Source organism: Pseudomonas medicaginis (assembly GCF_965119365.1).
Classification (GTDB): domain Bacteria; phylum Pseudomonadota; class Gammaproteobacteria; order Pseudomonadales; family Pseudomonadaceae; genus Aquipseudomonas.
On the sequence record NZ_OZ221631.1, the window covers coordinates 2,419,034 to 2,430,630 of the forward strand.

General features: G+C 60.3%; 13 protein-coding genes. 6 read left to right on the forward strand and 7 right to left on the reverse strand.

Annotation, left to right across the window (positions count from 1 at the left end; translation table 11 throughout):
* Window positions 1–59: 59 nt before the first annotated feature.
* Complete coding sequence (locus tag ACMTA2_RS10630; protein WP_413794800.1) at window positions 60–1,418, reverse strand: heavy metal sensor histidine kinase; 1,359 nt, start codon at window positions 1,416–1,418, stop codon at window positions 60–62.
* A complete protein-coding gene (locus tag ACMTA2_RS10635; protein WP_413794801.1) occupies window positions 1,415–2,095 on the reverse strand; it encodes a heavy metal response regulator transcription factor in 681 nt (226 codons plus the stop codon). Before ACMTA2_RS10635 ends, ACMTA2_RS10630 begins: the two co-directional genes overlap by 4 nt.
* 157 nt (window positions 2,096–2,252) lie before the next feature.
* Here ACMTA2_RS10635 and copI point away from each other — a divergent pair, with 157 nt between their 5' ends.
* The gene (copI, locus tag ACMTA2_RS10640; RefSeq protein WP_413794802.1) at window positions 2,253–2,798 is read left to right on the forward strand and encodes a copper-resistant cuproprotein CopI; all 546 of its coding nucleotides are present in this window, start codon (window positions 2,253–2,255) and stop codon (window positions 2,796–2,798) included.
* Between the two features lie 61 nt (window positions 2,799–2,859).
* On the forward strand, window positions 2,860–3,690 hold the full coding sequence (queF, locus tag ACMTA2_RS10645; RefSeq protein WP_013692631.1) for an NADPH-dependent 7-cyano-7-deazaguanine reductase QueF: 831 nt from the start codon (window positions 2,860–2,862) through the stop codon (window positions 3,688–3,690).
* 187 nt (window positions 3,691–3,877) lie between these two features.
* Here the strand turns inward: queF and ACMTA2_RS10650 are convergent, their stop codons facing one another.
* Together ACMTA2_RS10650 and pcrP are read right to left on the reverse strand one after the other, a co-directional pair.
* On the reverse strand, window positions 3,878–4,141 hold the full coding sequence (locus ACMTA2_RS10650) for a DUF4404 family protein (RefSeq protein ID WP_413794803.1): 264 nt from the start codon (window positions 4,139–4,141) through the stop codon (window positions 3,878–3,880).
* Window positions 4,142–4,250: 109 nt separating this feature from the next.
* On the reverse strand, window positions 4,251–4,871 hold the full coding sequence (gene pcrP, locus ACMTA2_RS10655) for an HAD superfamily inactivated hydrolase PcrP (protein WP_413794804.1): 621 nt from the start codon (window positions 4,869–4,871) through the stop codon (window positions 4,251–4,253).
* A gap of 202 nt (window positions 4,872–5,073) precedes the next feature.
* Between pcrP and ACMTA2_RS10660 the strand changes: the two genes are divergently transcribed.
* The 3 genes from ACMTA2_RS10660 to rssC all read left to right on the forward strand — a co-directional run bounded on the left by ACMTA2_RS10660 (window position 5,074) and on the right by rssC (window position 7,772).
* Window positions 5,074–5,763: an MlaA family lipoprotein gene (locus ACMTA2_RS10660; protein ID WP_413794805.1), complete on the forward strand. Its 690-nt coding sequence runs from the start codon at window positions 5,074–5,076 to the stop codon at window positions 5,761–5,763.
* A gap of 345 nt (window positions 5,764–6,108) precedes the next feature.
* Window positions 6,109–7,290, forward strand: a complete 1,182-nt coding sequence (rssB, locus tag ACMTA2_RS10665) for a two-component system response regulator RssB (protein ID WP_413794806.1) — start codon at window positions 6,109–6,111, stop codon at window positions 7,288–7,290.
* Window positions 7,290–7,772 carry an anti-sigma factor antagonist RssC gene (gene rssC / locus ACMTA2_RS10670; RefSeq protein WP_025212773.1) on the forward strand — a complete coding sequence of 161 codons (483 nt, stop codon included), beginning with the start codon at window positions 7,290–7,292 and terminating at the stop codon, window positions 7,770–7,772. Before rssB ends, rssC begins: the two co-directional genes overlap by 1 nt.
* Window positions 7,773–7,972: 200 nt before the next feature.
* Here rssC and tal read toward each other — a convergent pair whose 3' ends face one another.
* Together tal and dusA are read right to left on the reverse strand one after the other, a co-directional pair.
* The gene (gene tal / locus ACMTA2_RS10675) at window positions 7,973–8,899 is read right to left on the reverse strand and encodes a transaldolase (protein WP_413794807.1); all 927 of its coding nucleotides are present in this window, start codon (window positions 8,897–8,899) and stop codon (window positions 7,973–7,975) included.
* A 177-nt stretch (window positions 8,900–9,076) separates the two neighbouring features.
* Entirely contained in the window at window positions 9,077–10,096 is a 1,020-nt protein-coding gene (dusA, locus tag ACMTA2_RS10680; protein ID WP_413794808.1) for a tRNA dihydrouridine(20/20a) synthase DusA, read from the reverse strand.
* 92 nt (window positions 10,097–10,188) lie between these two features.
* On the opposite strand from dusA, the gene ACMTA2_RS10685 reads away from it, so the two are divergent.
* Window positions 10,189–11,340 carry a site-specific integrase gene (locus ACMTA2_RS10685; protein ID WP_413794809.1) on the forward strand — a complete coding sequence of 384 codons (1,152 nt, stop codon included), beginning with the start codon at window positions 10,189–10,191 and terminating at the stop codon, window positions 11,338–11,340.
* Here the strand turns inward: ACMTA2_RS10685 and ACMTA2_RS10690 are convergent.
* The gene (locus ACMTA2_RS10690) at window positions 11,315–11,590 is read right to left on the reverse strand and encodes a pyocin activator PrtN family protein (protein WP_413794810.1); all 276 of its coding nucleotides are present in this window, start codon (window positions 11,588–11,590) and stop codon (window positions 11,315–11,317) included. The two genes, ACMTA2_RS10685 and ACMTA2_RS10690, sit on opposite strands and share 26 nt — an antisense overlap.
* Between the last annotated feature and the right edge of the window lie 7 nt (window positions 11,591–11,597).

Genomic DNA, 11,597 nt, shown 5'->3' on the forward strand with positions numbered 1-11,597 from the left:
TGTCTTGGGGCCGCTTCGCGGCCCAGCGGGGATAAATCCCCCCGCCACAGGGTTTTGTGTCAGGGCTGGCTTGCCTTCGGTAGCTCGAGCAGGAACCGCGTCCAGCCATCGGCCGATTCACAGTGAATCTGCCCGCCGTGGGCACGGATGATCGAGCGGGTGATGGCCAGTCCGAGCCCCGCGTGTTCGCTGCTGCCCTCCCGGCGGGCCGGGTCGGCGCGGTAGAAACGGTCGAACAGGCGCGGCAGCAAGTCCGCTGCAATCCCTTCGCCCGTGTTCTCCACACTAACGCTCACCCCTTGAGTCGCATCGACAATGCGCACTCGCACTTCGCCGCCAGCGGGGGTGAAGCGCAGGGCGTTGTCCAGCAGGTTGGAGAGCGCCCGGCGCAACATGTTGCGGTCACCCTCCATGCGGCCATCGCCCTCGCGGCCCAGGCGTACGCTGGTGTCTTCGGCCAGCGGCGCGAAGAAGTCCAGCAGCACGTCCACTTCCTCGGCCAATTGCAGCGGTTCGCGATTGAGCGCCAGCAAGCCGTGGTCGGCCTTGGCCAGGTACAGCATGTCGTTGACCAGTTGCGCCATCCATTGCAGTTCTTCGAGGTTGCTGTGCAACGCCTCGCGGTAATCCTCCAAGGGGCGTTCGCGGGTGAGGGTGACCTGGGTGTGGGTCAGCAGGTTCGACAGCGGCGTGCGCAGTTCGTGGGCAATGTCGGCTGAGAACCCTGAGAGCCGCTGAAACGCATCGTCGAGGCGTGCGAGCATGGCGTTGATGCTGTGGGCCAATTCCGCCAGTTCCGCGGGCATTTGCTCTTCGGGCAGTCGGGCGTTGAGTGAGCGGGCCGAGACACTGCCGGCAATGGCGCCCATGCGTCGTAAGGGGCGCAAGGCCCGTCGGGCGGCCCAGGCGCCGAGCAGGGCGGTGGCCAGGGCCGAGAGGCCGACAGTCAGCCAGATCAGGCGCTGCATGCGTTGCAGGAAGTGCTGGTGGTGGGTGATGTCCAGCAACAGGGTCAGTTGCGGCGAATTGGCTCGGTCGGGATACAGCGGGGCGTTCAATACGCGGTAATCGGTGTCGGCATCGCTGAGAGTCGACAGGCCGGGACGCTCTGGCAATTGAGCTGGAATCCGGATCGAGCTGTCGTACCAGCGCACGCCATCGCTGCCCTTGATGCGCAGCGCCAGGTCGGCCTGACGGCTCAGTTCATCTTCCAGGCGAGCCTGGGTCTGCTCAGCATCGAGGTCTTGCAGCGCCCGGCGCAGGCCGATCAGCTTGCCTTCGAGCAGTTGCTGGTCCAGCTCGATGAAGTGCGCCTCGCTGCCGCGGCTGAACAAGACCCCGGCGAACAAGGACACCACCGCGGTGCAGGCGGCGAACAGCAGCGCCAGGCGGCTGCTCAGCGACCACCGGCCCCTCACAGGCCATGCTCTTCAAGCACATAACCCATGCCCCGCACGGTGTGGATGAGTTTGTTGGGGAAGTCATCGTCGATCTTGAGCCGCAGACGCCGGATGGCGACTTCGATGACGTTGGTATCGCTGTCGAAGTTCATGTCCCAGACCTGGGACGCGATCAGCGATTTGGGCAGCACTTCACCCTGGCGGCGTAGAAGCATTTCCAACAAGGCGAACTCCTTGGCAGTGAGATCGATGCGCCGACCGCTGCGTTCGACGCGGCGGCGGATCAGGTCCAGGCGCAAGTCGGCCAGTTGCAGGGTGGTTTCCTGTTGTGTCGAACTGCCTCGCCGCAACAGGCTGCGCACCCGGGCCAGCAATTCGGAAAAGGCAAAGGGCTTGACCAGATAATCATCGGCGCCGAGCTCCAGGCCATGGACCCGATCCTGTACCGCGTCCCGCGCGGTGAGGAACAGCACCGGCGTATCCAGCCCGGCGCCACGAACGGCTTGCAGGATCTGCCAGCCATCGCGACCGGGCAACATCACGTCGAGGATCAGCAAGGCGTATTCACCGCTCAAGGCCAGTTGCTGGCCGGTGATGCCGTCGGCCACCAGGTCGGCGTTGAACCCGGCTTCGCCCAGGCCCTGGCGCAGGTATTGGCCGGTTTTGGTTTGGTCTTCGACGATCAGCAGTTTCATGGGCAGCTCAGGGCATGGTTTGAACGTGGGCGTTATACCGCGGCGGCCGGGGCCGTGGCACAACCTGACAGAGTTGTAATGCAACAGTCAGTCAATTGGCAGCCGCACCGATCTAGAGTCTTGGGCAAGTTGAACCTTACCTTGTCGGAGTATGAACATGTTGATGGTAAACCGTCTGATCCTGGCCGCCTCTGCGTGGGTATTGAGTACCTCGTTGTGGGCATCTCCCGGTGCGCACTTTGATTTCGGCCAGCCCGCACCGGCGGCCAAGGCCAGTCGCACCATCGAGGTGGTGATGGGCGACATGTCGTTCAATCCTGGCGCGCTGGATATCAAGGCAGGCGAGACGGTGCGGTTTGTACTGATCAATAAAGGCCAGTTGTTGCACGAATTCAACCTCGGTAACGCCGCGATGCACGCCCAGCACCAGCAGGAAATGCTCAAGATGCAACAGAGCGGCATGTTGACGCCGACCGGGATGAAGTCGGGAATGGACCATGCCTCGATGAATCCGGCCTCGATGGAGCACGGTGGTAAAGACGGCATGATGCGCCACGATGACGCTAACAGCGTGCTGGTTGAGCCGGGCAAGTCCGCCGAGCTGACCTGGGCTTTTGATAAGGCAACCCGGCTGGAATTTGCCTGCAATGTCCCCGGTCATTACCAGGCCGGGATGAAGGGCGACCTGACAGTCAGTCAGTAAGCACTCAAAGGCTGCGGCAAAGGCTGATAGAATCGGCTGATTCTTCAGTCAGGTTTCCGTCATGCATCCCGCAGCCGAACATTCGCCGCTGGGCAAATCCAGCGAATACATCGCCACCTACACGCCGTCACTGCTGTTCCCGATCCCGCGCACGGCGAAATGGGCGGAACTGGGCCTGACGGCCGAGACCCTGCCGTACAAGGGTGTGGATTTCTGGAACTGCTTCGAGCTGTCGTGGCTGCTGCCGTCCGGCAAGCCGGTGGTGGCCATCGGTGAATTCGCGATCCCGGCGGATTCGCCGAATATCATCGAGTCCAAATCCTTCAAGCTGTACCTCAACTCCTTGAACCAGACTCCGTTTGCCGATACCGCCAGCCTGGAAGCCACACTGCGCCAAGACCTGTCGGCGGCTGCCGGCAAAGCCGTGGGTGTGCGAATCCGCAGCCTCAAGGACGTGGAGCGTGAAGGCATCGTGGCGCTGCCCGGTACATGCATCGACGATCTGGACATCAGCGTCGACTCCTACGCGCACCCGCGGCCAGAGCTGCTGCGCTGCGATGCTTCGCGCATTGTCGAACAAAGCCTGCACAGCCACCTGCTCAAGTCCAACTGCCCGGTGACCAGCCAGCCCGACTGGGGCAGCGTGGCGGTGGAATACCGCGGCGCGGCCTTGGACCCGGCCAGCCTGCTGGCCTACATCGTCAGCTTCCGCCAGCATTCGGATTTCCATGAACAATGCGTGGAGCGAATCTTTCTCGACCTGCAGCGGTTGCTCAAACCAGAGAAATTGACCGTGTACGCGCGGTATGTGCGTCGTGGTGGGCTGGATATCAACCCGTATCGCAGCACCGAAGATGTCCAACTGCCGAACCACCGTCTGGTCCGTCAATAAACGTTCCTTGTGAAAGTGAGCTCTTGTGGGAGCGAGCTTGATCGCGATGAGTCCGGTACATTCGACATTGATGTCGGCTGACACACCGCTATCGCGAGTAAGCTCGCGCCCACAATGGATTGCATTTCAGATCGCCGACATTAAAAAGCCCCGCTCGTGATAGCAGGGCTTTTTGCATTTAAAGGGGTCAGATCCCCATATTGCCCAAGGCTTGCACAATGTTGCGCAAGGTCCCGGCAAGGGTGGGGTGTTCCAGTTCGAAGCGTTCGACGGCCAGGTTCACATTGTCGGCGAGGTTGGTGTCCTGTGTTTTGGTTTCCAGCTCAAGCTCAAATTCGATCTGTTCCATCAGCGCCTGCAGGTCGGCGCGTTCGGCTTCGGACAGGGGTGGATTCTGGTCCAATTGCTCGCGCAGTGTGTTGAGCTGTTCTTGCAATTCACGGGCAGGCATTGGTGTACTCCCTTTATTGATAGGCACAGCCATGGACCGCGACACGACGTCAAAAGTCCATGGCCTACCTTAAGAGTAATCCACACTCACGCGCCCTGCATGATCCCGGTCAGGGCTTCTCGCCTTTTAGCCTGCGCAGGCTGATATCGGCCAGGCAGGTTTCGAGCTCACCCAGGTGATCGATCACCGAATGCACGCCTAGGCTGAACAATTGCACGGTGGCCTTGGCACGCTTGGTTTCCCGTTCCTGTTGGCTCAGTGCCTGCCATTCGCCCGGTGTCAGGCCGCATAGCGAGCCGCAGGACGCCAGGCCGATGGTCCATAGACCGGCGTTGAGCCCCGACTGCAGGAGTTTTGGTTCGCCGCTGACCAGCACGCAACCGTCCAGTTGCTGGACGTTCAACGTCATCAGGGCCTGCCAGCAGGCATGCGGTGCCGGCCACGGATTATTTGTTGCTGGAAGTTGCGGCGGTTTGACCCACGCTGGCAGTGAGGCCGCCAGGGCATGGCTGATGGCAGGTGGCAATTCGTCGAGCCAGGCGCAGGGAATGTCCTGGTGCTGCAAATGGTGCAAGCTCTCAAGGGCGCCAGGGGTCGGCTGTGCATGCTCATCCGGTGCGGTCCCTGGCTGACGGATGCGTGCGCCGAAATCCACCAGGCATCCGCTGAGGCCAAACAGTACGGCCGTCAGGCTGGGGACGGGGAGGGGCAGGGCTTCAGCACGGGGCATGGGAACGTCCTTGAAATAACCAGCAGCCTAATAGGCGGCGATGACAGTCCGGTGACAGTGAAATGAAGGACGCCAGTCGTGGAAGAGTCCTACAGCCTGCGTGTTTTTGGGTGCTGCCTATCCACGCGTTCCGTCTTATACTAGCCCGCTACCGCCTGGGCTCGGCGCCCTTGCCTGAACACATCCAAGGAGTTCTCCCCCTATGCGCTGGAGCCATCGTTTAGCTCAGCTGTGTCTTCCCGCCTGCGTCCTGCTGGTTCCGTTCGCCACCCAGGCCGCTACGGAAGAAGATCCTTGGGAAAGCATCAACCGTCCGATCTTCACGTTCAACGACACCGTGGATACCTATGCGCTCAAGCCACTGGCCCAGGGTTATCAATACGTGACGCCGCAATTCCTCGAAGACGGCATCCACAATATGTTCCGCAACATCGGCGATGTGGGCAACCTGGCCAACAACGTACTGCAGGCCAAGCCGGCCGCCGCAGGGGTCGACACCGCCCGATTGATCTTCAACACCACCTTCGGCCTGCTGGGCTTCTTTGACGTGGGCAGCCAGATGGGCTTGCAGCGCAGCGATGAAGATTTCGGCCAGACCCTCGGCTATTGGGGCCTGGGCAGTGGTCCGTACGTGATGCTGCCGTTGCTGGGGCCAAGTACCCTGCGTGATGCGCCGGCCAAACTGGTCGATGACTACACTGCCCCGTATCGCTATATCGATAACGTCTCGGTGCGTAACTCCATTCGAGGCCTGAACGTCGTCGACACCCGCGCCAGCCTGTTATCGGCCGAGAAGATGGTGAGCGGCGACAAGTACGTGTTCATCCGCAACGCCTACCTGCAGAACCGCGAATTCAAGGTCAAGGACGGCCAGGTCGAAGACGATTTTTAATCTCGACCTGTAAATCCACAGAAGGCGGCCCAAAAGGCCGCCTTCTGTGTTTCGGAGCCGTGCTTGATCGGGTTTGATCCTTCCATTGAGTTACGCTTCGCTCGGTTCTTATAACTCTCTGTGCTTTGACAAATAAAGACGGCAAGCGGCTATCTGCATGAGCTTGAAACACCCCGCGGATGGGAGTACCGTCTGCGCCTTAGAAGGGCACCTCTGATGTTACGGTGTGTAGGGCAAGGGCCTGAAACCGGACGACAGAGAGGCTAGAAAGCGAATCCAGTAGTGCGTGCCAGGCCCGACCGCCCAGCCCGCTACGCCAACCTAATTCTGGCGCCGTTTGCCCACATGCCAAAAACCAGTGCCACGCTGCTGATAATCGATGATGACGAAGTGGTGCGAGCCAGTCTCGCAGCCTACTTGGAAGACAGTGGTTTCAGCGTCCTGCAGGCCAGCAATGGCCAACAGGGTCTTCAGGTATTCGAGCAAGACAAGCCCGACCTGGTCATCTGCGACCTGCGCATGCCGCAGATGGGCGGACTCGAACTCATTCGCCAGGTGACCGAGATTTCCTCGCAGACCCCGGTGATCGTGGTTTCGGGTGCGGGCGTGATGAACGACGCGGTCGAGGCATTGCGCCTGGGTGCGGCGGATTACCTGATCAAGCCCCTTGAAGACCTGGCGGTGCTCGAGCATTCGGTGCGCCGGGCCTTGGACCGTTCGCGCCTGTTGGTGGAAAACCAGCGCTACCGCGAAAAGCTGGAAACCGCCAACCGCGAGCTGGAAGCCAGCCTGAACCTGTTGCAGGAAGACCAGAACGCCGGTCGCCAGGTGCAGATGAACATGCTGCCGGTCAGCCCTTGGGCCGTCGATGATTTCCGTTTTGCCCACCAGATCATCCCGTCGTTGTACCTGTCTGGCGACTTCGTGGACTATTTCCGGGTCGACGAGCGTCGAGTGGCGTTCTACCTGGCGGACGTTTCCGGCCATGGGGCGTCCTCGGCATTCGTGACCGTGCTGCTGAAGTTCATGACCACGCGGCTGCTGTTCGAATCCAAGCGCAACGGCACGTTGCCAGAGTTCAAGCCGTCGGAAGTCCTTGGGCATATCAACCGAGGCCTGATCAGTTGTAAGCTGGGTAAACACGTCACAATGGTGGGTGGCGTCATCGACGAGGAGACGGGTTTGTTGACCTATAGCATCGGCGGTCACCTGCCGTTGCCTGTGTTGTACACGCCAGACAGTGTTCGTTACCTGGAAGGGCGTGGCTTGCCGGTGGGCCTGTTCAACGAGGCCACCTACGAGGACCACGTGCTGGAATTGCCGCCGACCTTCAGCCTGACGCTGATGTCTGATGGCATTTTGGACCTTTTGACAGAACCTACACTCAAAGAGAAAGAAGCAGCCTTGCCTGAACGGGTGAGTGCAGCGGGCGGCAGCCTGGAAGGCTTGCGTCAAGTGTTTGGATTAGCCACGCTCGGGGAGATGCCGGATGATATCGCCCTGTTAGTGTTGAGCAGGAACCTTTGATGAGTACCGGTAGAATCCAATTCGCCGAGCAGGATGGCACCTTTGTCCTGAAGTTTGTCGGTGAAGTGCGCCTGACCCTGTGTTCGGCGCTGGATGCGACTATTGAGCGGATCTTCACCGCGCTGAACTTCAGCGCCATCGTGATCGACCTGACCGAAACCCGCAGCATCGACAGCACCACATTGGGCCTGCTGGCCAAGTTGTCGATCCTGTCGCGGCAAAAGGTCGGCCTGCTGCCGACCGTCGTCACCACCCACAACGACATCACCCGTCTGCTGCAATCGATGGGCTTCGACCAGGTGTTCAACATCGTGGGCGACCCCGTGCCGTGTCCTGAATGCCTGGACGACCTGCCTGATCAGGATCAGTCCGAAGAGGAAGTGCGGATCAAGGTGCTCGAGGCCCACAAGATTCTCATGGGGCTCAACGATTCCAATCGTGAAGCCTTCCATGATCTGGTGAATGCGCTGGAGCGGCCTTGAGCCTTGGGCTTTGCGTAGGCTGCACCGGCTTCATCGCGAGCAAGCTCGCTCCCACAGGTTTTGTGGCGTTCTGACATCCCCTGTGGGAGCGAGCTTGCTCGCGATGGCGTTTGTCGACCCGCCACATCCCTTAAGCCAAGCCGCATAAAAAAGGGCGAACCCAACCAGGTTCGCCCTTTTTGCATGCCGGCTGAATCAGCTCAAAGCTTGGCTTGCAGCAACGCCTCCAGCTTCTCCTGGTCCCGGGCAAACTGACGAATACCTTCAGCCAGTTTCTCGGTCGCCATGGCGTCCTCGTTGGACAACCAGCGGAATTGCGCTTCGTTGAGGTTCAAGCGCGCCTCCCCAGCTTGCCCTGGCGCCAGCTTGCGCTCCAGCTTGCCTTCGTCGGCGGCCAGTTTCTCCAGCAGGTCCGGGCTGACGGTCAAGCGGTCGCACCCGGCCAGTTGTTCGATCTGGTTGAGGTTGCGGAAGCTTGCGCCCATGACCACGGTCTTGTAGTCATTGGCCTTGTAGTAGTTGTAGATGCGCGTCACCGACTGTACGCCCGGGTCATCAGCGCCGGTGTAGTCGTTGCCATTGGCTTTCTTGTACCAGTCGTAGATACGGCCCACGAACGGCGAAATCAGGAACACCCCGGCATCGGCGCAGGCGGCGGCCTGGGCGAAGGAGAACAGCAGCGTCAGGTTGCACTGGATGCCTTCACGCTCCAACTGCTCGGCCGCACGGATGCCTTCCCAGGTGGAGGCAATCTTGATCAACACCCGATCCCGACCAATGCCGGCCTTTTCGTACAGATCGATCAGACGATGCGCACGCTTCAACATGGCCTCGGTGTCGAACGACAGGCGCGCGTCCACTTCGGTGGAAATACGCCCTGGGATCACTTTCAGAATTTCTTGCCCGACCGCCACGGCAAAACGGTCGCTGGCCAGGCCCACATCGCCCTTGCAGTCCGCCACGCAGGCGTTCAGTTGCTCGGCATAGCCCTGAATGGCTGACGCCTTGAGCAGCAGGGAAGGGTTGGTGGTAGCGTCCACGGGTTTGACGCGGGCGATGGCCTCGAAGTCGCCGGTGTCGGCCACGACGGTGGTGAATTGTTTGAGTTGTTCCAGCTTGGAAGTCATGAGCGTGCTCTGTCCTATGGGTCCGTTGACATTACCCGAGGGCCGGCAGCCACTCAAGGGCGTGGAGGGGGATCGACGGCCCCAGCGGCAACAACCTGAAAACGGCTGTTTGAAAGGCCGGGGCGGTATCGGTAGATACGATGCCAAAACAACGCGCAGGTTCAAAGCAAGTGACGGTTAACGGCCTTCCAGCAACTGCCCCGCCTGATCCAGCAACGCCAATGGGTCCTTGGTTTTGTGAATGTCCACCGACAACAACTGCCGAAACCGCCGCGCCCCCGGGAACCCGGTGCCCAGCCCCAACACATGACGGGTGATGTGATGCATCGCCCCGCCAGCCGCCAGGTGATCGGCGATATAAGGCCGCAACTGCGCCAGCGCCTCGGCCCGGGTGATGATCGGTGCAGTGCTGCCGAACAATTGCTGGTCCACTTCGGCCAGCAGATACGGGTTGTGATACGCCTCGCGCCCCAGCATCACACCGTCGAAGGTCTGCAAATGTTCGTGGCACGCCTCCAGCGTCTTGATCCCGCCGTTGAGCACAATCTCCAACTCCGGAAAGTCCGCCTTCAACCGCGCGGCCACGTCATAACGCAGCGGCGGAATATCGCGATTCTCCTTCGGCGATAACCCTTCCAGAATCGCAATCCGCGCATGCACGGTAAAACTCGTGCAACCAGCGTCACGCACCGTCCCGACGAACTCACACAACTGCTCGTAACTGTCTCGCCCGTTGATGCCGATGCGATGCTTGACCGTCACCGGAATCGACACGGCATCGCGCATGGCTTTCACGCAGTCAGCCACCAACGCTGGATGCCCCATCAGGCAGGCGCCGATCATATTGTTCTGCACCCGATCGCTGGGGCAGCCGACGTTGAGGTTCACCTCGTCGTAATCGTGCTCTTGGGCCATACGGGCGCAAGCGGCCAGGTCGGCGGGGACACTGCCGCCCAGTTGCAGGGCCAGGGGGTGTTCGGCTTCGTGGTGGCGCAGGAAGCGTTCGTGGTCGCCGTTGAGCAGCGCGCCGGTGGTGACCATTTCGGTGTAGAGCAGGGCGTGTTTGGAGAGGATGCGCAGGAAGTAGCGGCAGTGGGCGTCGGTCCAATCCATCATGGGGGCCACGCTGAAGCGCCGGGACGGCTCAGGCCGCGTATTCTCTAGCTTTGAGCCTGTTTTTGCAGTGTTTGTATTCAACGCGTTTCGTACCGATTTTCGGGGGTTTTGGGGCGTTTTTACCAAGCGGTTGGTACAATGTACCAACCGAAACAGTACGTGTACCAATTCTCATGGCAACGATCAGATTACGCAAAAAGGCCGACGGCACCATCAGCTACACAGCTCAGATCCGCATCAACCGCGACAAGGTAACAGTCTACCAAGAGAGCCAGACCTTCGCCCGGAAACAGGCGGCGCAGGCCTGGGCGCGCAAGCGAGAATCCGAACTGGATGAACCAGGTGCAATTGAGCGAGCGAACCGAAAAGGCGTCACGCTCAAAGACATGATCGATCAGTACCTGGTCGAGGTCGAGAAAGCCCGGCCGCTGGGAAAGACCAAACGTGCAACCCTTTCGGCCATCGGCGAAACGTACATGGGCAAGTTGGCTGATACCGATATCAACACCCAGTGCCTGGTCGATTATGCGCTGTGGCGAATGAGCCCCGAGGGGGGAGGCGTCCAGGCGCAGACCGCTGGCAACGACCTGGCGCACCTCGGTGCGGTGCTGTCCATTGGCAAAGACGCGTGGGGTTATCAGCTCGATCCTATGGCGATGGGTGGCGCACGGCGCGTACTACGCAAGCTCGGCTACAACTTGAAAAGCCGGGAGCGTGACCGGCGCCCTACGCTGGACGAGCTGGGCAAGCTCATGAAGCATTACCAGGACATGCAGGCTCGGCGTCGAAGCATCATCAACATGATGAAAGTGGTGGGCTTCGCGCTGTTTTCGACGCGCCGTCTCGACGAAATCACCCGGATTCGCTGGGACGACCTCGACGAGCCCGGCCAGCGCGTGTTGGTTCGCGACATGAAGAACCCAGGCCAGAAGATCGGCAACGACGTGTGGTGTTACCTGCCAGACGAGGCCTGGAAGATCCTCCAGACTATGCCCCGTGCCGGGGAGGATATTTTCCCCTACAGCCCTGAATCAATCTCCACGTCCTGGGCGAAGGCCTGCAAGCTCTTGAATATCCAGGATCTGCACTTCCATGACCTCCGGCACGAAGGTGTAAGCCGTCTGTTCGAAATGGACTGGGATATTCCCCGGGTGTCGAGCGTTTCAGGACACAGGGATTGGAATTCGCTGAGGCGCTACACCCACCTACGTGGCAAGGGTGATCGCTATGTGAAGTGGGGATGGTACGAAGAGATATTGAGGGCGCCCGTCCAACTGGGCGCCGCATCAATGAAGTGGCTCAAACGGCGTGTTTTAACCCGTTGAGCTGATTGTTCTCCTTAACCGCGGCTGCGCGCTGTAAATCGAGATACGCGGCCAGGTCGGTGATATGGATCCCCTTGGCCGACTTCTGGCTGCGTTCCAGGCGGGTGATGGGGATCTTGATCTGCCCGCTCATCACCTTGCGTTGAAACATGTCAGGCGTCAGGTGCGTGAAGTAGTCCCGGCAGACCTGCTCCAGCGAGATAATCGCCTGGCCGTCGTACTGGGCCATCAGGATAAAGGCTGTCTTCATGATGTCC